21 protein-coding genes and 5 tRNA genes are annotated in these 20,505 nt (G+C 51.5%); 16 read left to right on the forward strand and 10 right to left on the reverse strand.

Translation table 11 applies throughout. The annotated features are described in order from the left end of the window. Positions 1–144: 144 nt before the first annotated feature. The 6 genes from C8273_RS06800 to C8273_RS06825 all read right to left on the reverse strand — a co-directional run bounded on the left by C8273_RS06800 (position 145) and on the right by C8273_RS06825 (position 3,400). Positions 145–233: transfer RNA gene (locus C8273_RS06800), tRNA-Leu, on the reverse strand. A 51-nt stretch (positions 234–284) separates the two neighbouring features. After that, entirely contained in the window at positions 285–683 is a 399-nt protein-coding gene (locus C8273_RS06805) for a (deoxy)nucleoside triphosphate pyrophosphohydrolase (RefSeq protein WP_106626998.1), read from the reverse strand. A 7-nt stretch (positions 684–690) separates the two neighbouring features. Further along, the gene (locus tag C8273_RS06810; protein WP_106626999.1) at positions 691–1,671 is read right to left on the reverse strand and encodes an NAD(P)H-dependent glycerol-3-phosphate dehydrogenase; all 981 of its coding nucleotides are present in this window, start codon (positions 1,669–1,671) and stop codon (positions 691–693) included. Then, the gene (locus tag C8273_RS06815) at positions 1,668–2,402 is read right to left on the reverse strand and encodes a tRNA threonylcarbamoyladenosine dehydratase (protein ID WP_106627000.1); all 735 of its coding nucleotides are present in this window, start codon (positions 2,400–2,402) and stop codon (positions 1,668–1,670) included. The genes C8273_RS06810 and C8273_RS06815 overlap by 4 nt, the downstream gene beginning before the upstream one ends. An 88-nt stretch (positions 2,403–2,490) precedes the next feature. After that, the gene (locus C8273_RS06820) at positions 2,491–2,907 is read right to left on the reverse strand and encodes a universal stress protein (protein WP_106627001.1); all 417 of its coding nucleotides are present in this window, start codon (positions 2,905–2,907) and stop codon (positions 2,491–2,493) included. A 43-nt stretch (positions 2,908–2,950) separates the two neighbouring features. After that, positions 2,951–3,400 (reverse strand): universal stress protein, encoded by a 450-nt coding sequence (locus C8273_RS06825; protein WP_106627002.1) that lies wholly within the window; start codon positions 3,398–3,400, stop codon positions 2,951–2,953. Positions 3,401–3,570: 170 nt separating this feature from the next. On the opposite strand from C8273_RS06825, the gene ilvA reads away from it, so the two are divergent. From ilvA to C8273_RS06855, 6 genes are all read left to right on the forward strand, one after another. Next, positions 3,571–4,818, forward strand: coding sequence for a threonine ammonia-lyase (gene ilvA, locus C8273_RS06830; RefSeq protein WP_106627003.1), 1,248 nt, complete (start codon positions 3,571–3,573; stop codon positions 4,816–4,818). Between the two features lie 15 nt (positions 4,819–4,833). Beyond that, a complete protein-coding gene (locus C8273_RS06835) occupies positions 4,834–5,145 on the forward strand; it encodes an ArsR/SmtB family transcription factor (RefSeq protein WP_106627004.1) in 312 nt (103 codons plus the stop codon). A gap of 185 nt (positions 5,146–5,330) precedes the next feature. Then, entirely contained in the window at positions 5,331–6,065 is a 735-nt protein-coding gene (locus C8273_RS06840) for a C40 family peptidase (RefSeq protein WP_106627005.1), read from the forward strand. A gap of 29 nt (positions 6,066–6,094) precedes the next feature. Then, positions 6,095–7,522, forward strand: a complete 1,428-nt coding sequence (locus C8273_RS06845) for a hypothetical protein (RefSeq protein ID WP_106627006.1) — start codon at positions 6,095–6,097, stop codon at positions 7,520–7,522. A 35-nt stretch (positions 7,523–7,557) separates the two neighbouring features. Further along, positions 7,558–7,634: transfer RNA gene (locus tag C8273_RS06850), tRNA-Pro, on the forward strand. A gap of 2 nt (positions 7,635–7,636) precedes the next feature. Continuing rightward, a tRNA-Arg gene (locus C8273_RS06855) sits at positions 7,637–7,713 on the forward strand. 105 nt (positions 7,714–7,818) lie between these two features. On the opposite strand, the gene C8273_RS06860 is transcribed toward C8273_RS06855, so the two are convergent. Both C8273_RS06860 and rfbB read right to left on the reverse strand, forming a co-directional pair. Then, positions 7,819–7,894 (reverse strand) — tRNA-Ala (locus tag C8273_RS06860). 92 nt (positions 7,895–7,986) lie between these two features. Beyond that, positions 7,987–8,994, reverse strand: a complete 1,008-nt coding sequence (rfbB, locus tag C8273_RS06865) for a dTDP-glucose 4,6-dehydratase (protein ID WP_106627007.1) — start codon at positions 8,992–8,994, stop codon at positions 7,987–7,989. Between the two features lie 108 nt (positions 8,995–9,102). On the opposite strand from rfbB, the gene C8273_RS06870 reads away from it, so the two are divergent. The 6 genes from C8273_RS06870 to C8273_RS06895 all read left to right on the forward strand — a co-directional run bounded on the left by C8273_RS06870 (position 9,103) and on the right by C8273_RS06895 (position 12,617). Further along, positions 9,103–10,620, forward strand: coding sequence for a Y-family DNA polymerase (locus C8273_RS06870; RefSeq protein ID WP_106627008.1), 1,518 nt, complete (start codon positions 9,103–9,105; stop codon positions 10,618–10,620). An 18-nt stretch (positions 10,621–10,638) separates the two neighbouring features. Beyond that, positions 10,639–10,845, forward strand: coding sequence for a hypothetical protein (locus C8273_RS06875; RefSeq protein ID WP_106627009.1), 207 nt, complete (start codon positions 10,639–10,641; stop codon positions 10,843–10,845). A gap of 37 nt (positions 10,846–10,882) precedes the next feature. Further along, positions 10,883–10,959: transfer RNA gene (locus C8273_RS06880), tRNA-Pro, on the forward strand. 64 nt (positions 10,960–11,023) lie between these two features. After that, positions 11,024–11,581 carry a DNA-3-methyladenine glycosylase I gene (locus tag C8273_RS06885; RefSeq protein WP_106627010.1) on the forward strand — a complete coding sequence of 186 codons (558 nt, stop codon included), beginning with the start codon at positions 11,024–11,026 and terminating at the stop codon, positions 11,579–11,581. After that, positions 11,560–12,288 (forward strand): AzlC family ABC transporter permease, encoded by a 729-nt coding sequence (locus C8273_RS06890; RefSeq protein WP_234343931.1) that lies wholly within the window; start codon positions 11,560–11,562, stop codon positions 12,286–12,288. The genes C8273_RS06885 and C8273_RS06890 overlap by 22 nt, the downstream gene beginning before the upstream one ends. Further along, positions 12,285–12,617, forward strand: coding sequence for a branched-chain amino acid transporter permease (locus C8273_RS06895; RefSeq protein ID WP_106627012.1), 333 nt, complete (start codon positions 12,285–12,287; stop codon positions 12,615–12,617). Before C8273_RS06890 ends, C8273_RS06895 begins: the two co-directional genes overlap by 4 nt. Before the next feature lie 78 nt (positions 12,618–12,695). On the opposite strand, the gene C8273_RS06900 is transcribed toward C8273_RS06895, so the two are convergent. Continuing rightward, positions 12,696–13,442 (reverse strand): DUF4368 domain-containing protein, encoded by a 747-nt coding sequence (locus C8273_RS06900; RefSeq protein ID WP_159060743.1) that lies wholly within the window; start codon positions 13,440–13,442, stop codon positions 12,696–12,698. 291 nt (positions 13,443–13,733) lie between these two features. Beyond that, positions 13,734–14,732, reverse strand: coding sequence for an IS5 family transposase (locus C8273_RS06905; protein ID WP_106627014.1), 999 nt, complete (start codon positions 14,730–14,732; stop codon positions 13,734–13,736). A gap of 378 nt (positions 14,733–15,110) precedes the next feature. Here C8273_RS06905 and C8273_RS06910 point away from each other — a divergent pair, with 378 nt between their 5' ends. The 4 genes from C8273_RS06910 to C8273_RS06925 all read left to right on the forward strand — a co-directional run bounded on the left by C8273_RS06910 (position 15,111) and on the right by C8273_RS06925 (position 20,492). After that, complete coding sequence (locus tag C8273_RS06910) at positions 15,111–16,052, forward strand: CGNR zinc finger domain-containing protein (RefSeq protein ID WP_106627015.1); 942 nt, start codon at positions 15,111–15,113, stop codon at positions 16,050–16,052. 97 nt (positions 16,053–16,149) lie between these two features. Further along, positions 16,150–16,383, forward strand: a complete 234-nt coding sequence (locus tag C8273_RS06915) for a helix-turn-helix domain-containing protein (protein WP_106627016.1) — start codon at positions 16,150–16,152, stop codon at positions 16,381–16,383. A 3-nt stretch (positions 16,384–16,386) separates the two neighbouring features. Next, entirely contained in the window at positions 16,387–19,083 is a 2,697-nt protein-coding gene (locus tag C8273_RS06920; protein ID WP_106627017.1) for an N-6 DNA methylase, read from the forward strand. 65 nt (positions 19,084–19,148) lie between these two features. Next, positions 19,149–20,492, forward strand: coding sequence for a restriction endonuclease subunit S domain-containing protein (locus C8273_RS06925; RefSeq protein ID WP_234343933.1), 1,344 nt, complete (start codon positions 19,149–19,151; stop codon positions 20,490–20,492). The last annotated feature ends 13 nt before the right edge of the window (positions 20,493–20,505 follow it).

The following is a 20,505-nucleotide window of genomic DNA, read 5'->3' on the forward strand; positions in this document are numbered from 1 at the left end:
ATAATATACGCGCTTCCATGGAAGCTGTCAACCCATGCACGAGTAATAAATCACCACATAGGAAAATTCCCGTATACTGTCAAAAAATCCCTAAGAGTATCGCGTTCACTCTTAGGGAAAATGCCCTGCGGGCAGTGTCTGCTATGGTGCCGAAGGCCGGGGTCGAACCGGCACGTTGCTCACACAACGGCAGATTTTGAGTCTGCTGCGTCTGCCAATTCCGCCACTTCGGCATGGGTTAGGCTGTGACGTATTATAGCATTTCTGCGGCAGATTTGTCAACGCTAGCGAAGATCCGCTTCGAGCTTTCGGATGAGTTCCATGTCCGCCTCGAACCACGGCACACTGTAGAGGTCGGCACGCCCGAGCCAGCGCCCCTCCGAGTGCACAGAGAGCTGCGGCTCGCCCGCAATGTGACGGCATACGTAGAGGCGCATGTTCATGTGATACTCCGGATAGTCGTGGTCGACGATCCCAAGCAGACGCTCCACGGCGATCTCAACGCCCAGCTCCTCGCGAATCTCACGCGCAAGCGCCTCCTCGTCCGTCTCGCCCGGCTCGACCTTGCCGCCGGCAAACTCCCATGTGCCGGCATAGTTCCCGTACCCACGACAAGCCCCGAAGACCTTGCCATCCCGCAGGATTGCTCCTGCGACCACATCAATATGCTTTCGCTTGCTCATACGTCCCCTATTCCTTCTCACTCTTGGTTGCACGCAGGAAAAGCTGCGTGAGCTGCGCGCGCGGATCTTTCCCCTGTGTGACGATCTCGTAAACAGTCGCGGAGATGGGCAGATCGACACCGTACTCCGTTGAGAGCGCCATCAGAGCCTCTGCCGTATACACGCCCTCGGCGATCTTGTGAAAATCTCCCGCCGTACCGCGCACAACCGCCTCACCATAGCGGCGGTTGTTGCTGTGCGGAGAGAAGAGTGTCGCCTCGTAGTCGCCAAGATGGGACAGCCCATAGATGGTTTCCCCATCCCCGCCCATGGCGCGTACGAGCCGCACGAGTTCACGCGTGCCGCGTGCCATGAGGGCCCCCTTGAGGCTGCCGTAGCCGAGTCCATCGAGCATACCAGCCGCAAGCCCCACGACGTTCTTTGCCGCCGCGCCGACCTCCGTCCCGAGAAGATCCTCTCCATAATAAAAGCGAATCAGAGGGCTTCCGAGTGCATCGACAAGCACGCGCAGCGCCGCCCTGTCCTCACCCGCGAGCACCATGCAGTTCGGAATGTCGCGTACAAAGTCCTGCACATGCCCGGGACCGACCCAGACGGCGGGCTGTACCGCCGCCCCCAGTTCCTCATGCACCACGGTCGTAAGGCGTTTCCCCGTGCCGATCTCAAGCCCCTTCATGCAGAGAATGACCTGCTTTTTCGCCAGCTCCTCTCCAAGCCCCTGCGCACGCAGATCACAGAGGAACGAGCGCAGTGCCTGTGCGTGAATGGAGATAATGACAATCTCCGCTGTACGGATCGCTGCCGCAAGATCATCCGTCAAGAGGATCTCATCGGACAGCGTCAAAAATTCATTTGCCCGCGTGGCACACAGCTCGGCAAGATGCCCCGAACCCCTACGCCCCCAGAGCGTAACCGTATGCCCCACGCGATGTGCATACCACGCATGAAACGAGCCCCAACGCCCGCAGCCGAGGACAGATACTCTCATGACGACACCTCCACTCGAATGTTCAGCAGATCGCGGACGACGGTGCCTGCCATAATGAGGCCTACCGCCGACGGCACAAAGGAAATACTTGCAGGGACGGTGTTTCGTCCTGCGACAGGCTGTTCCTCTCCTGTCACAGGGGTACGCGGACGTTCACGCGAGCAGACAACCTTGAGCCGCAGAACGCCATGCTCCTTGAGTTTCTTCCGCAGGATGCGCGCAAGCGGATCGCCCTTCGTGCGATAGATGTCCATGACCTCGAAAAGTGTCGGGTCGAGCTTATTCGCCGCCCCCATGCTCGCAATCATGGGAATCCCGCGCCGATGGCACTGCACGGCAAGGTCGATCTTTGCGGTCACGGTGTCTACGGCATCCAACACGTAGTCATAACGCTCGGGGAAGAAAGTGTGTGCCTCCTCGGGCTGATAGAATGCACGAATCTCACGCACCTCGCACACAGGGTTGATGGAGTGAACGCGCTGCGCCATTGTCTGCGTCTTCGGCGCACCTACCGTCTCACTGAGCGCGTGGATCTGCCGGTTGATATTCGTCACGTCAATCACATCATGATCCACGAGTGTCAGCCTGCCGACACCCGCACGGGCGAGAGCCTCCACTGCATACGAACCGACACCGCCGATGCCAAACACCGCCACCGAGGAAGCGGCAAGGCGCTCCACCGCATCTCGTCCTACGAGCATCTCCGTCCGCGCAAAGCGCCGATCCCCCATACCCTCTTCTCCCTCCCGCATCCACACACGTCAAAGAGCTGCGGCGGTATTCCCGCAGCAGCTCCTTTCCAACGAAATTATGTACCCCTTATTTGACCACGAGCACAGGGCATTTCGACTGCTCCACAACGTACTGGCTGACGCTGCCAAGCAGAACCCCCTTGACGACACCAAGACCACGACTGCCCATGACAATGAGATCAATGTCATTCGATTCCGCAAAGTCGAGAATGACCACCGCAGGCGAGCCCGTATCCGAGAACGACTCCTTCTCAACCCCTGCCGGTACCATCTCAAGCGCACGGTCAAGGATAACGTTCCCCGCCTTCGTCACGGAGTCCAGAATCGCATCCGAGAGCACGGCATTGATCGCAAGCTGGTTGATATTCGCGACATAGAGAAAATTCAGCTTCGCTCCGCAGACCTGCGCGAGCGTGGCAGCTTTTTCAATGGCGCGGTCAGCTCCCTCGGAGCCATCCACCGGCACTAAAAAATTCTTCATCATGGCAGTTCCTCCTCACTTTACAGAACATAAACCATATCAATAACTACTCCGCGCCCCCTGCAATCATGACGCTGGAATGCGCGTGCTCCAAAACGGTCTGCGTAACACTTCCAAGCAGAAAGCCGCTCACGCGGGAGCGCTTGCGTCCACCGATGACAACAAGACCAATGCTCATCTCGTCAATGAAGCGCAGGATCTCATCGGCCGGTGTCCCCGCACGATGTGCGCGTTCACGCGGTACCTCGTCGGGCAGCCATGCAAGGGCAGCAGCAAAGATCTCGTGTGCTTCCTCCGCTGCCGGACGCACAATACTCGCGGGCAGCCACGACACATCTCCCTCGTCCGTACTCTTGTCAAACGGAGACACATAGAGCAAGTACACAGTTGAATGTACGGCGTGCGCAAATTCACCTGCCACGCGGACAGCGCGCAGGGACTCCTGCGATCCGTCCACAGGGACAAGGATGCGTGCGTATTTCAGATGTTGTTCCATTGCACACCTCCACACCTCCCGTCCCGCCTTGTTTGATTTATTTATTCGCGAAATTCTGTCAAACTCCTTCTTTATTCCGACGATTATTCATGCGGACGAAAATAAATTGACGTGCCCCACCGAAAATGATAGACTGACTCTACATAAGTGGATTTGGGGAGGCAATATTTATGGGAGAAGAGCAAAGAGTGCCAACAGATGAGGAAATTGTTGCGGCGACGGGCATCTCGGATCTATATGCCGCAGCCAAGAGGCTCGAAGGCATTGTGCGAAAGACTCCACTGACATACAGTGAATTCTTCTCCGACAACGCAGGCAACGAGGTCTATCTAAAGCTTGAAAATCTGCAAACAACGGGTGCGTTCAAGCTGCGCGGTGCATACAACCGCATCTCCATGCTCACGGAAGAGGAAAAGGCGCGCGGCGTCATTACCGCCTCTGCGGGCAACCACGCGCAGGGCGTTGCTTATGCTTCGCAGAAACTCGGTGTAAACGCCGTAATCTGTATGCCCGCCACGACCCCGATCCTCAAAGTCGAGGCGACACGCGCACTCGGTGCGACAGTGATCCTCCACGGCAACGGATTCGACGATGCCTACGCGCACAGTCTCAAGCTGCAAAAGGAAAAAGGCTACGTCTACATCCACCCGTTCAATGACCGTGATGTACTCGTCGGACAGGGCACCATCGCGCTTGAGATCATCGACGCGCTCAAGGACATAGATGCCATTCTCGTCCCCATCGGCGGCGGCGGTCTTGCCTCGGGCATTGCACTCGCGGTGAAGCTCGTCAATCCGCAGGTAAAGGTCATCGGTGTGGAGCCGGAAAATGCTGCCTGCATGAAGGCGGCACTCTCCTGCGGACGCACGATCACCCTCCCCTCTGCCGACACGGTTGCCGACGGCTGTGCCGTACGCACCGCCGGAAATCTGACACTCGAATTCTGCCGCCGCTATCTCGATGAGATCATCACCGTCTCCGAGATGGAGATCATGAGCGCCCTGCTCTCCCTCATTGAAAAGCACAAACTCATTGCCGAGGGTGCGGGGGTTCTCTCGCTCGCGGCACTCAGCAAGCTGCGCATGAAGGATAAAAAAGTTGCTGCCCTAATAAGCGGAGGCAACATTGACATCTCCACCATCTCCGCCCTCATCTCGAAGGCACTCATCTCGCGCGGCAGAGTATTCCGCTTCTCCGTCCAGCTTCCCGACAAGCCGGGTCAGCTGCTCACCGTCGCTCAGATCCTGACCGAGCAGGATGCAAACGTCATTCGCCTCGATCACGATCAGACGATGGTAACGGACAGCTTCCAGAAGGTGCAGCTCACCGTCACCGTTGAGACGCATGGGCAGGAACATATCAATCACATTGTCGCCGCCCTCGCAGCGAACGGATTTGAGATTACGAAGATTTACTAGAAAGGACACCCACGCATGACTGCCGCCCCACTGAAATGTATCGATCAGGATACGGCACAGCATCTTGCCGACCTCTTTAAGATCCTCGGCGATCCTACCCGCATCAAGATCCTCGCGCTGCTCGCTGCGGCGGAGGAGCTGCGTGTCTACGACATCGCGGACAGCCTCATGATGGGGCAGTCCGCCATCTCTCATCAGCTCCGTGTTCTCCGCACCGCCCGTCTCGTAAAATTTCACCGCGACGGCAAGGAAGTGCTCTACTCCATTGACGACGATCATGTCCTGAAGCTGCTGGGACAGGGACTCGAACACGTTCAGCACACATAGGGAATCGCTGATAAAATAGACCCTCAGATTGACGTAGATTTTTTCGTCCGAACAAGGAGGCAAATCCTCCACATAGCAGGGCTATGTGGAGGATTCTAGGGCACAGTATGGGCAAAAAAGATGCGTCAAGATGGCGTGGCTGAAGTTATCAGTGCTTCCCTAGCTCCACGAAAGGAAGTTGTCTCATGAAATACCGCATCGTCCTCTGCACCGGTATTGCCCTGCTGTTTGCCGTCAGCACCGCATTCGCCTCCCCCACGCTGCGTGAGGGATCCCACGGGCATGAGGTGCTCGTCCTGCAGCAGGCACTTCAAAGTGCAGGCTACAATGTCAAGAGCACGGACGGCATCTTTGGCAAGGATACGGAGCGTGCCGTTGCCGAATTCCAGCGCGACAACAAGATCAAGATCACGGGTGTCGTCAACAGTGCCACATGGCACGCCCTCAAAAATGCGCCGGCAAAGCGCCCATGGGGCATTGATGTGCCTGCACCTCCCGCCGAAAAAAATTTCCCGCTTGCACCAAACGGAACGACCATTCTGCCCGCAAGCAAGGTATCCGATGTGATCAAAACGGCGAAGTCCTACATGGGCACGCCATACATTTTCGGCGGTGCGACACCGAAGGGCTTTGACTGCTCGGGCTACCTGCAATACGTCTTCCAGAAGCATGGGATTACAATCCCGCGCACGGCCGACGAGCAGTACAAGCTCGGACTTCGGACAAAGAGTACAAAGGAACTCGTGCCCGGAGATCTCGTATTTTTTGAAACCTATGAAAAGGGCGCGTCCCACTGCGGCATCTACCTCGGCAAGGGCGAGTTCATCCATGCCTCCACGAGCAAGGGCGTACGTGTCGACGCACTCACGAACGACTACTGGAAGCCGCGTTTTCTCGGCGGCAAGCATATTGTAAAGTAAACGGGAGACAAAGGAAGGGTCGGGTTCATATGACACAGCTTTTTTTCCGCCTCGCTGTCGTTGTTCTCCTTGTTTCTGCTGCAGCTTCGGCAACGGTATGTGCAGAGGAGCAGCAGACAGATCCCTATCATGTAGACTGGAAAGAACCGCAGACACGCCGCATTGAAGTCCAACGTCCTCCAACCATGGAAACATGGGGCGTTGTGAAACAAGGTGATGTGCAAACGAAATTTCTGCGTTCCATCCCCTATTTATATAGTTCCTATGAACTGCACGAAATCCATACGAACGGCAACGTCGAATATCTTTTTCATGTGCAGGTTGAGCACGGCAGCGACGGAACAGTGCCGCGCCTCACCATCGGCACGAAAGAGGACACGGCATTTGAATTGACGGCTGTCCCTGCAGCGGAGCTCAAAACCATCCCATCCAAGGACTATACCGACTATTGGTATCGCGCCGGCGATCTCTCCCGTTGGGCAGCACTTGAGGAGGCAGCAAAGAAAGGGAAGGTAAACGCATACTTCTATCATTCCCCGAACGGCAAGGCAAGCCGTGATGAGATCTCTCCTCTCGTAAAACGTATTCCGCATTGGCTCACGCTGCCCATCGAGGAATGCAATGCGTACGGACCAAAGTACAGCGTCTTCTATCCGGGGATGCCGGCAAAAGAGCTGCGCGATGCCATCGCCTACCGCTCGAACGCGCATTATGACAGCGGGCGCGCCAAAACGTCGAATAAATATGTCTTTTCCGATGTGGGAAACCTCCCCTCATTCGCCTTGCATCCGCCCTTGTCCATAGCAGAGGTACACTATGTAACATTCCGAGAAGAACCTGCGGGAACATGGGTGAATTGGGACTACTGGGAGCCCATGTCGAGCGGCATTCACCCGCTCGACACGATTGGATACATCACGCAGGCAGTCTACGCGGATCTCTATCCGACAAAGTACTACGGCTTTACACTGAGAGGACACGCTGAGAAACAAAAATGGATCATTGACACCGTTGATACGAAGCGGCATCCGGAACTCGCGTCAGTTACACCGGGCGATGTCATCAAATCCCTCAATGGGATTCCGGTCGACGGCTATCCGAAATACGTTGCCGAATACCTCATGTTCTACAGCGACCTTGGCGATTTGAACCTCGTACTTGAAAACAAAGAGTCAGGACTCTATGAGGTTACCGTATGCTCTTTGATCCATCTGCCGCTGCCGGCGATTGACTATGCGGCAGAGAACGAAAAGTCAAAGCTCCGCTATACGAAAAAATCAATCACGGAGTTCCGGCCGGACGGAGCCGTCCCCTTTGAGATCTTTGATCCTCTCGGGAATCCCGCCGCTCATATAGAATCTCCGCGGACGGATTGGATTCTCGAACATTTTCATGCACAGAGACCGCACACTATGCCGCTCGGCAAATATTTTGCCGCAGCCGCCCCGCAATATTGACTTTTCCCGCTGCGCTCATTATAATAGTGCGGTATCGGGATGTAGCGCAGTTTGGTAGCGCATCTGGTTTGGGACCAGAGGGTCGCAGGTTCGAATCCTGTCATCCCGACCATTGCACCTGTAGCTCAGTTGGATAGAGCAACGGCCTTCTAAGCCGTGGGTCGAGGGTTCGAATCCCCCCAGGCGCACCATTGAAGATAACCGTATCGCGTGCTGCGATACGGTTTTTTGCTGTGCTCATTTACGCACAAAAAAACGGATGTAAAACCTGCTCTTACATCCGCTGAAATTCAATATGGTGGAGACAAGGGGGATCGAACCCCTGACCTCTTGCATGCCATGCAAGCGCTCTCCCAGCTGAGCTATGCCCCCGCGCATTTCGCGCTGACAAAGGGTAGTATAGCGAAAAGCGCGTGCATTGTCAAGGCTGAATTTTCGGTGCACAGGTGCGCCGATTGCGTCCCTCACCCCTCTGCATTGCGTTTCTCATACGCCCCGCTCAAAATGTCTGCCCACCATGGTTCGTGTGCCTGATACCATGCGATCGTCGCCTGAATGCCGTCGTCGAACTTCGTCGTAGGCTGCCAGCCGAGCGTGCGACCAATCTTCGTCGGGTCAATCGCATAGCGGCGGTCATGCCCCTTGCGGTCGGTGACGTAGGCGATCTGCTCCTCCCCTTTGCCGAGTGCCTTTAGAATCGTACGGACGACCTCGATGTTTGACCGCTCATTGTGCCCACCGACATTGTAGACCTCCCCCTCCGCGCCGCGCCGCATGATTGCGTCGATGGCACTACAGTGGTCGTCAACGTGCAGCCAGTCGCGCACATTCAGCCCATCGCCGTAGACGGGCAGCTTCTCCCCCTGCATCGCGCGGATCATCATGAGCGGGATAAGCTTCTCGGGGAACTGATACGCACCGTAGTTGTTCGAGCAGCGCGAGATCGTCACGGGCACGCCGTAGGTGCGCGCATACGCCTGCACAATGAGATCGGCGGACGCCTTCGATGAGGAATAGGGACTCGATGCGTGGAGGGGTGTTTCCTCCGTAAAGAGGAGATCCGGACGGTCAAGCGGCAGATCACCGTAGACCTCATCGGTCGATACCTGATGATAGCGTTTGATGCCGTACTTGCGGCAGGCATCCAGCAGCACGCTCGTCCCAATGACATTCGTCTGCAGAAAGATCTCCGGATTTTCGATGGAGCGATCCACATGGGACTCCGCCGCAAAGTTCACCACAATATCCGGCTGCTCACGTTCAAAGAGTGCATAGACCGCCGCGCGGTCCGCAATGTCACCGCGCACAAACGAGAACTGCGGATTCTTCTGTGCCGCATCGAGTGTCGCCAGATTCCCCGCATAGGTCAGCGCATCATAGCAGATGATACGATCCTCCGGATGCTCACGCAGTTCGTAGTAGACAAAATTTGCGCCGATAAATCCCGCGCCGCCCGTGACAATAATCTTCATAGATTTTCGCTCCTTTTCTTCTTTAAAGATGATTCGACGCCCTTCCCCTTTTTCCTTTTATTTACAGAACACAAACAAATGTGCTATACTATAACAGGAGGGATGAACATGAAGGAGCGCACATATATCGCCATCGACCTCAAGGCATTCTTCGCCTCGGTCGAATGTATGGAACGCGGACTCAATCCGCTGACCACACATCTCGTCGTTGCGGACGAAAGCCGCACGAGCAAGACCATCTGCCTTGCCGTCTCCCCTGCACTCAAGGCACACGGCATCGGCGGACGCCCGCGCCTCTTCGAGGTCATCCGTGCCGTGGAGCAGGCGAATGCGCGGCGCAAGTACCGCGCTCCGCAGCGTACGCTCGTGGGCGAGACCACGGATGCCACCGAACTGGCAGCGCACCCGGAACTCGGGATTGCCTACCATGTCGCACCACCACGCATGGCACTCTACATGGAGTACAGCATACGAATCTACGAGATCTATCTGCGTCATATTTGCCCCGAGGATATCCATATCTACTCCATCGACGAGGTATTTATCGACGCGACGAGCTACCTCTATACGTGGAACATCTCGGCGCATGACTTTGCCATGCAGCTCATCCGAGAGGTGCTGCGCGAGACCGGTATCACAGCAACGGCGGGCATCGGCTCAAACCTCTACCTTGCAAAGGTCGCAATGGATATTGTCGCGAAGCATATCAAGCCCGACGTAGCCGGCGTGCGCATCGCGCAGCTGGACGAGATGAGCTATCGCAGACGACTCTGGACGCATCGCCCGCTCACGGATTTTTGGCGCGTTGGCAGAGGCTACGAGCGAAAGCTTGAGGAAAACGGACTCTATACGATGGGTGACATTGCGCGCTGCTCGCTCGGAGGTACAAATGCACGACACAACGAAGATTTACTCTATCGTCTCTTTGGCATACAGGCAGAGCTGCTGATCGATCATGCGTGGGGCTATGAAAGCACGCGCATGGAGGACATCAAAAGCTACCGCCCGAAATCACGCAGCATCCACAGGGCACAGGTACTTCAAACACCATATACAGCGCAGAAGGCACGTCTCGTCGTCTGGGAGATGGCAGATTCCCTCTCCATCGACCTTGCCGAAAAGAGACTGACGAGTGATCGTCTCGAACTGACCATAGGCTATGACATCGAGTGTCTGACCCGCCCCGAGATCCGCGCCCTCTATCACGGACGGATCCACACGGATCGCTATGGGCGGCAGGTACCGTATCCATCCCATGGAAGGGCTCTCATCGAGCGCGGCGCAGAAACACAAGCATTTATGACCGCGCTGACAGAACTCTATGACAAAATTGTAAATCCCGCCCTTCTCATACGCCGCATCACCGTCTCCGCACAGAACCTGATGACAGAGGAGCAGCACACCTCCGCCGCCGAACAGCTGAATCTCTTTTCGCCTGAGGAAACGTCGCAGATCGTTCTTACCCCGCAGGAAATTGCTGCACGAAGCAAGGAAAAGGCATTGCAGGAGGCAATCCTTGCCATCAAAAAAACGTATGGGAAGAACGCCATTCTGCGCGGAGCAAACCTCCTCGACGGTGCAACGACGCGTCTGCGCAACAGTCAGATTGGCGGGCATAAGGCATAGAAACGAAAGGACAAGACCATGCAGCGAAGCATCGAGGACTATGCGGACATCATCCATCTGCCGCGCCCCATCTCAAAGACACATCCCCCCATGTCTCTGCGTGACCGCGCGGGGCAGTTCGCCCCCTTCTCCGCACTCACGAGACTGCACGAGGCCGCTGACCGCAAAGCACGGGAGCTGGCAGAGCAATGCGAAGAATACGCCCCGCCCGACTATAGTGCTTGACAAACTCGGAAAAGGTCGTTACAATACTACAGAGCGTCGGGATGTGGCTCAGCTTGGTAGAGCGCATCGTTCGGGACGATGAGGCCGCAGGTTCGAATCCTGTCATCCCGACCATTTTGAGAGATATATGAGCCGGAGTCCAAACGGACACGGCTTTTTTATTGTTCGGAGGGAACTTATGGAAAATGGGCGAAAGCGGTGCAGCTGGGTCAAATTGGACGACCCTATCTACGTGAAATACCATGACGAGGAGTGGGGACAGCCGCTCCACGATGATGATGCACTCTATGAACTGTTTATTCTCGAAACATTTCAGGCGGGGCTGTCGTGGGCGACAATCCTCCACAAGCGCGAGAACTTCCGCCGTGCATACGAGGGCTTTATCCCCGCGCGCGTCGCCGCATTCGATGCGGCAAAGGTTGAAGAACTAATGCAGGACGCAGGGATTGTTCGCAACCGCCGCAAAATTGAGGCGAGTATCCGAAACAGCCGCGTCTTTCTCGATATCGTGAAGGAATTCGGCTCGTTTGACCGCTATATCTGGAGCTTTACGGATGGAAAATCCGTGCGTGAGAGCTGTGAACTGCGCACAACCTCACCGCTCTCGGACACCGTATCAAAGGATCTCAAAAAGCGCGGCATGGCATTCGTCGGCTCAACCTGCATCTACTCGACACTCCAAGCCATCGGCGTACTCGCTGCACATACGGATGAATGCGATTGGAGCAAGGCATGACGCGCACGCACAACTCTTGCAGTGCCGCTCTGTGCGCAGCTTTCCCCCATACGGTTCCAATTCTCGCGGGTTTCCTCTTCCTCGGGCTTGCCTACGGTATCTATACGAATGTCTCGGGGTTCTCGTTCTGGTACCCAATGGCGATGAGTGCAATCATCTTCGGCGGCTCGCTCGAATTTATTGCGACAGCACTCCTCCTCAGTCCCTTTGCCCCCATGCAGACCTTTCTCCTCGCACTCATGGTGCAGGGGCGGCACATCTTCTACGGCATCTCCATGTTTGAAAAATATCGCGGCACAGGCTGGAAAAAGCCCTACCTCATCTATGGCATGTGTGACGAGTCCTTCTCCATCAACTATACGGCAAAAATTCCGCAATGGGTCGACGCAGGCTGGTTCATGTTCTTTGTCACACTTCTCAACCAGCTTTACTGGGTCGCGGGCGCAACCATCGGCGGACTGGTTGGTACGCAGCTCCCCATCAATACAGACGGCATAGAGTTCGCGATGACGGCACTCTTCGTCGTCATCTTTATCGAGCAGTGGCTGAACGACCCGCAGCACTATACAGGAATCCTCGGACTTGCCGCAGCAGGGATTGCGCTCGCAGTCTTTGGACGTGATGCGTTCATGCTTCCGACCATGTTCATCATCCTCGCTGGCTGCCTTGTACTGCGCCCCTTCATCGAGAGGAGGGGGACGGCATGACGTTCATCGAGCAGTGTATCACCATCGGACTCTGTGCGCTCGCCAGTGTCCTCACACGCGCCCTCCCCTTCCTCCTGCTCTCGGAAAAGAAGCCGACGCCGCCCATTGTCCGCTACCTCGGCAACGTCCTCCCCGCCGCCGTCTTTGGAATGCTCGTCGTCTACTGCCTCAAGGATACAAACTTCCTTGGCGGCACACACGGGCTGCCGGAGATCGCAGGAATCCTTGTGACGGCGATGCTGCATCTGAGATTTCGCCAGATGCTCCTCTCCATTGGGGGCGGAACGGCGGTCTATATGATACAAATTCAATACGTATTCATCCCATAAAAAAATTCCCCATAATGGCGGTGCAACTAAGGGATTTTAATCCCGGAAAGAATATCGGCATAGTTTGGAGAAATCCGGCTATGCCGATTTTTCGTCTGTCTTGGGCTGCGGTGGCGGCATGAACTCGCCGATGCAGTTCCATATGATACGCATTCTCTGAATCTTGTATCCGTTCATCCGCTCCGGTTTGTAGATTTCGACACGGTCTACGAACTCCCGGATAATCTCCGGCGTCAGTTCCGGGACATCCGTGTACTTGCGTACCTTGGCAATAAAAGTATCAACATTGATATTGCTTTCCTGCTGAGAGGCAATCTGGCTGCGAAGCTCCGCCACACGGCTTTCGAGCGTTTTCTGCTCGGCTTCATAGCTTTCGGACATTTTGACGAAACGCTCATCAGAAATCTTACCTTCGATGTTGTCCTCATAGAGCCGCTGGATAATTTCATCCAGCTTGTGAATCCGTGCCTGTGACTGCTCCAGTTCCCGCTTGCCATCGCGCAGGCTCCTGTCAACCTCGGCTCTGGTTTTCTTGGTAATCATCTCCACGAAATTGTCTTCGTACGATTGCACATAGCTTACGATTTCCCTGATACCCGCAAGCAGATGTTCTTCAATCACACGGTTGCGTATCTGGTGTGACGGGCAGATGTCCTTGCCCTTTTTGCGATAGGTGGCGCAGACCATGTACTCACTCTGCGGAAGATTCCTGCCGCGTACCTGATACATTTTCGCTCCACAATCGGCGCAGAATACCATGCCGGATAAGGCGGGCATCTCGCCCATAGGCGTTACCCTGCGGCTGCCGTCACGGATGCGCTGCACGATGTCAAAGGTCTCTTGGTCGATGATTGCCTCGTGGGTATTCTCGAAAATCTGTCAATTCGCAGGATCGTTCTTGAGCTGCTTTTTCTGCTTGTAGGATTTGCGGTAGGTCTTGAAATTCACCGTATGCCCTAAGGAAACGCTGATAAAACACGGATAACAAGGCTTGCGTTATCCACAGGCATCAGTTCTACAGTTTCCCATGCAAAAAGTGGAAAAGCATGCCCATATCTCTTTCTTTCCTTCCCCGAACCTCCCGTTTGAACGGGATTTTCGAGAAAAAGGGCACACTTATCCCGTTGTCATGCAAAACGCTCTCTGCCTTCCCGCCCGCAGACACATAACGAGATTCGCCGACGCAAAGAGCAGATCGTATTGCAGAAGGTTCTTCCTGAGTCCGCGATACCTTGTCTTACCCGCATGAAACAGACGCTTCACAATGAGAAAAGGATGCTCCACCTTGCTGCGAACCGAGGCTTTCGCATGCTCGATCTGCCTGTCCCAATTCGTCCCTTTGTATTCTTTCGTCATGCGGTTCTGCGAGGGTCTTTGGGCAATGCGGTAGTCCACGTCTGAAAGCTCGGACCTCTCTCGGATTTCCGTGCGTTTTTCCACACCGAGATACCCCGAATCCCCATAGACCGTATGATCATCTTCGCGGATCAGCGCATGGGTTTGGGTAATGTCGTGCACGTTGGCGGCGATCGCTGTGATCGTATGGACGTAGCCTGTTCCGGCATCCGCACCGGAATGGATCTTCATGCCGAAGTACCACTGATTCCCCTTCTTCGTGGAGTGCATCTCAGGGTCACGGGACTTTGTCGCGTTCTTGGTCGAACTCGGTGCATGAATGATGGTTGCATCAACAATTGTGCCGCCGTGCATGATGAGTCCAGACGCGTCTAGGCGTTGTTTCACATCATCGAAAATCTTGCGGGCGATGTCGTGCTTTTCCAGCAGATGCCGAAAATGCAGAAGTGTCGTGGCATCGGGTGTTTGTTCTGTGGAAAAGTCAATCCGCAGAAAGTGTTTCATGGCATAGCTGTCGTAAATTGCATCCTCGATTCCCTCATCGGAAAGACCGAACCAGTTCTGCATAAGGTACATACGCAGCATGGTTTCTAGGGGGATCAGTTTTCTGCCGCGCTCTTTCTGGACATAGTACGGCGCGATGAGTGCCATCCATTCGTTCCAAGGAATGATGGATTCCATGGCTTCCAGAAAGGCTTCACGCCGTGTTGTTCTCTTGCGGTTTACGTACTCCATGTCGGTAAAGGTTTGCTGCACCATGATGTTGCCTCTCTCTCGTCGTGTTGCTGTTTTCCTCTATTGTAATATTTCGGAGCTCAATCGTGCAACAAAAGAATTTTTCAGCGATTCCTTAAATCCTTGTAGCCGTAATTGCTGTATTTATCCAGCTTTTCCTCGTGATGCTTTGCTTTTCGGTTAGCCCTCTGTCTCTTCCTGTCTTTCATACCGATACCTCCAATCTCTCCTGATTCTGGATAGACTGCTCCCTCGGTTGCGGGAAACAGCCTGTCCGGTTGACGTCCGCCGATACAAGAGGTTGTAGAATTTGCTCTTGTATTTAATCACATTATAGACCATAATATTACCGAAGTATATTTTCATCGGTAAGACTAACGGTAAGAAACGAGGCGTTTTCAAATGAAAGAAATCCCCACCGATTTTTATACATTTACGGAGATTGGCGGCGTAGGCGAGATGGTCTACAAGGCTGTGAAGTTCGCGGAATATGTGCCGGAGTATAACCACGCCACAAAAGGAGACGAGATAAAACCGCTGTTCACATTTTTCGGGCATCCAACAAGCGGAACAGACTACTCACTAACCGAGCAGGATTTGCTGGCAAGTCTGTGTAACCTATATAAAAGAATAAACGCTCCCGACAGTGCCGAGAGCGCAACAGACCTTGTGTGGGAATGGTGCAGAAACAACATCCATCCCTACGATATTGATAACTTATGTCAGGAGATAGAGGATGGGAACTTCCTTGATCTCTATTTCTATGAGTTTTTACAGAACAGAGCCACTTTTGACGCGAGAGATTTCGTAACAGACCTGTGCAAGCTGGGAACGGCATTTGAATACTACGATGTGCTGCAGAAGGTCAGAATCGAGCATGATGTATCTGCCGGACGTAATCTCTACTATGAAGGGAATATCTGTGACAGTCTGCCGTTTCTTGAAAAATACAGACGGTACACGGGTGATGCGGAATATCTGGAGCATTTCAATGCGGATTACAATGACCGTGTCTTCGACTTGCTCGAAATGTTTCCAGACTTCAAGCTACGTGTAAAGCAGAATCCGAAAACGCATAAGGCAGAGATGATGGCGGAGATACACTCCGTATTTGATATTGCGTGGTACTCCTTTGCCCGGATGGTGGCGGATGTTGCTCCTCCGGCCGATGACGATTTGAACTATATGTTCTCGCAAGGCTCCATCCTGACGTGTATGTGCTGCGGAGAATACTTTGTCCGGCATTCCAGTCGACAGCGGTACTGCGATAATCCTGATTGCAAAGCGGATCGAAATAACCGTAAGTCAAGAGCATATTACAAAAGGAAGAAAGCGGAATCATAATCGCCCATTTGCTATGTGAATTTTTCATAACTGCTTGAAAAATTCACAATTTCGTGATATACTGGATTAGTACACCGTGATGAAGAGGAGGCGTACTATGGCTGTAAGCTACAAGAAATTATTCCATATGCTGATAGACAGAAATATGACGGCTGCGGAGCTTCAGAAAGAAGCCGGGTACAGTGCCAATATTTCAACACGAATGCGCCGGGACGAGTATGTGTCCCTTGATTCGATAGAAAAAATTTGCCGGGTACTGAACTGCAAGGTAGACGATATCGTGGAGTTCGTGCCGGAGGGCAATAGTAAAGAAACCAATGTGGAGGATTAACTCATGGAGATCAAAGATATTTTAAAGCCTGTTGAACTGCGCGATTTAAAGCAATTTTCAGCGAAAGAGCAGGAATGGCTGAATAAACGAATCCAAAACCGTAAAGATGGTAAACCGGGCGTGGAATGTGTTGTTCGCGGCTTGAACAGTGATGGCGATTTCTTTGAGTTAAAACCTGAGGAAATCGTAAGGCAGCTATATGCGCATAGGCTTATTGAAGAGTATGGATACTCCAAAGACCAGCTCGAATTTGAGGTTCAGGCTGTCTACGCTGGGCGCGAAGTAGTAAAAGACAAGAGAATTGATATTGCTATCTATTCGGGTTCCGATAAGAAAAAACTTGATATCGTTATAGAGGTGAAGCGGCCTGAAGTTAAAGATGAAAATGCCGTTTATGAAGGAGAATCTTCTACGCCAAGACAGCAGATGGAGTCATACTGCCTTTTGAAAAAAGCACAGGTGGGAGTTATAGCAAACGGCTCCAACCTTCTAAAATTTTACGCTGCTCCGGATTTTGACAATGCTCTTGTGATAGACAGATTTCCTCGTCAAGGGGAAGACATCAAAGAATGGATTGAAAACCGACGTTTCACTTTAAAGCAACTGATGCTGTCTGACAGATTGCAGACAGAAACGCTCAAGGATATTATTCTTGCCGTTGAACAGCGCTTCGGTGCAAATGATTCCAGCGATAAAGCCTTCGAAGAGATATTTAAACTCATTTTCACGAAACTTTATGACGAAAAGATGTCCAGTGATGACGCAGATGAAATAGCAAATCAGATTAAATATACGGGTAAGAAGCTGTCAGAAATCGATGACAGCACATTCCGTGTTCTTGAATTCAGAGCTAAGGACAGCGAAACACCGGATGACATTTATAAGAAGATCAGCGATCTGTTCAAAAAAGCAAAGACCAAATGGCCGGGCGTATTTCAGGCGGATTCCGTTCTCAATATGCAGAAAGCCACTGTTAAATCCTGCGTAAAAGAACTTCAGAATGTAAAGATGTTTAACTCTAATCTGGAAGTGGTTGACGATGCTTTTGAACATCTTGTTAATCAAAACCAGAAGGAAGGCATGGGACAGTATTTTACGCCTCGTTATGTTATAGATATGTGTGTTCAGATGCTCAATCCCACGCAGGAGGAAAAAATGATAGACCCTGCTGCGGGTAGTTGTGGTTTTCCTATGCACACTGTCTTCCATGTGTGGCAACGGTTGAATCCTACAGCACCTAATCTCTTTACCACCAATAAGCGTACGCAGGCAGAAACTGACTATGTCCAAAGTAATGTTTTTGGAATTGATTTCAGTGAAAAAAGTGTTCGTGTCGGCAGGATGCTTAACATTATCGCTGGAGACGGCCACACCAACGTAATAGAGCTCAATTCTCTCGATTACAGAAACTGGGAAAAAGATTATCTAAAAGATAAGAAATGGGATGATAAATACCACGATGGCTTCAAAAAACTTGAAGGTATGGAGCACAAAGGTGATCGTGGTGAGCGAAAATATGAGCCATATAAATTCTTCGATTTCGATGTGCTGATGGCCAATCCACCTTTTGCCGGAGATCTTGATAATCAGGAACAGCTTTCACAATATGACCTGAGCCTTAACGCAAAAGGGAAAAAACAAAATAAAGTAGGTAGAGATATTCTGTTTATCGAGCGTAATTTGAACTTCCTGAAACCCGGAGGGAGAATGGCTATTATCCTTCCACAGGGACGTTTTAACAATTCGAGCGATAAGTACATTCGTGAGTATATCCTGACACAGTGCAGACTTCTCGCTGTTATCGGACTTCACGGAAATGTGTTTAAACCTCACACAGGGACAAAGACCAGTGTTTTGCTCGTGCAAAAGTGGACTGACGAAAACTGCGGCTATCCGAACATCTGCCCGAAACCTGCTCCAGACGAAAATGGAAATATTGACTATCCTATTTTCTTCGCGACCATGCAGGAACCGAGCAAGGATAATTCCGGCGATAAAATTTATGTAACAGAAAATTATGTTTCATGGACAAGCTATGCCTATACAACATTAGAAGTCTATATTCGCAAGGCCGATAATGTTGAGGTTCCAAAGACGGAATACGATTCAGCAGCAAAGAAATCTGCTTACAAAGTAAAAATAGAAACACGCGTTGAAAAAACCGAGCACACAAATGCTGATGGCGACACCACTTTCATCAAAGATCTTTTCGTCGATGAGCATGGTGACGTTGATAGCCATAAAAAGTGGATCAGGAAAAATGTATGCTTTGTCCTGAAAAACAAAAAGGCGAATCCATCAATGCCCGCTGAGATTACAATTGATGATTACCTTGCACTTGATCCCGATAATCAAAAGCTTTATAAAGAGACACCTATCCTTGGCGATAACAACAATCCTGTAATTTCAAAGGATGACTATGATGCAATCCCAGCTGAAGAAAAGAAGTTTTATCTTTTCGCTGAGGAAGTTAAGGAATGGTCTGAGCGTGTGAAGGATGCACACGGCCATATCTTTGTTAAGCACGATCTTTTCAATCAAGACCCGCAACTACCGAACAGAAATCCGCACAACATCTATGCCCAGAATGGTATTGCCGAGGCATTCGCCAAATTCGCATATGATGAACGCTTAAGCTTTGCACCATCTGAAGAAGAATTGCAACGAATCCTTCATCCGGAGAACGAACTCCCTTTTTGATTGGCCTCTCCAATGATGACGTGTATAAGGATTTGTTGGAGAGGCTAACAATAAAAATTGTTCCTATGTCTAAGGTTTCTAAGAATAATGATCTTAGAATAGAAGCTGAATTTTATAACGCTAAACGGGCAAATTTCAATAGCGTAAAGGGAAGTGTAATAGAAGCATATAGTCAGTATGGAACGTCAAAGGGACTTAATGAAGATGGGTATGGATATCCAGTCCTACGCTTGAATGAATTTGACTCATTTTTCATTCATGCTCCAGCAAAATACTGCAATCTTATTGATGCCGAAACATACGAGTCATTAAAACTAAAAAAGAACGATGTTTTAATTTGTCGTACTAATGGAAATCCTAAATATGTTGGAAAATCCGCTCTTGTTCCGCAGGATTATGAATATGCATTTGCATCTTATCTTTATAGGATTAGGCCGGATGAAAAATACATAAACCCCGCGACTCTTGTTGCATATTTAAATTCCACATATGGACGTTCAGAAATAGAGCGTCTTGCAATGGTCGGAAATCAAGCTAATTTTAGTCCTGCTAAATTTAGACAGATAGAAATTCCTGTGTTCGGAGTAGCTTTTAGAAAAGCGATTACCTCAATCGTAGAACTTGCTTATACCAAGCTTAATGAATCTCGTGATAAGTACGAAGAGGCAAGTGCTCAGTTGTCATCAGGATTGGGCTTCGACACATGGTTACTTTCACAGCAGCCCTTGTCAATTCGCAGTTTTATGCATGTATTGAATACAGAACGCATAGATGCGGAGTATTATCAACCGAGGTATGACGAACTGATTGCTAAAGTTAAGGCTTTAGGCGGAGGAATAGTTGAAACCGAATGCAACTTATACGACAAGAATTTTAATCCAGAAAAATCTGTTGAATACAAATACATTGAACTTTCTAATATCGGGAATTCTGGCGAGATCAATGGATTTACGCTCGATTTAGGTTATGAATTACCGACGCGAGCAAGAAGGATTGTTCATACTGGAGACATCATTATCTCTTCGCTTGAAGGATCTTTACAAAGCTGTGCTCTCATTCCAGATAGTTTTGATGGCGCATTATGTTCAACGGGTTTTTATGTGTTAGATTCTGATAAAATCAACAGTGAAACGTTGCTGGTACTGTTCAAATCCGCTCCAATTCAAGCGCTCTTGAAGCAACAATGCACTGGCACTATACTTACTGCATTTGGCAAGGATGGCCTGTTATCAATTCCTATCCCGCATATAACCAGTGATTTACAGCACAAAATCAGGGATAGCGTAAAAGAGTCATTTGCATTAAGGCAAAAAAGCGTAGATTTACTTGAAGCTACTAAGCATGCCGTAGAAATTGCTATTGAACAGGATGAGGCAAAAGCGATAGAATACCTTGAGTCAGCAAAATAAGAACAAGGCCGCA

It is taken from the genome of Candidatus Centipeda massiliensis (assembly GCF_900290285.1).
Classification (GTDB): domain Bacteria; phylum Bacillota; class Negativicutes; order Selenomonadales; family Selenomonadaceae; genus Centipeda; species Centipeda massiliensis.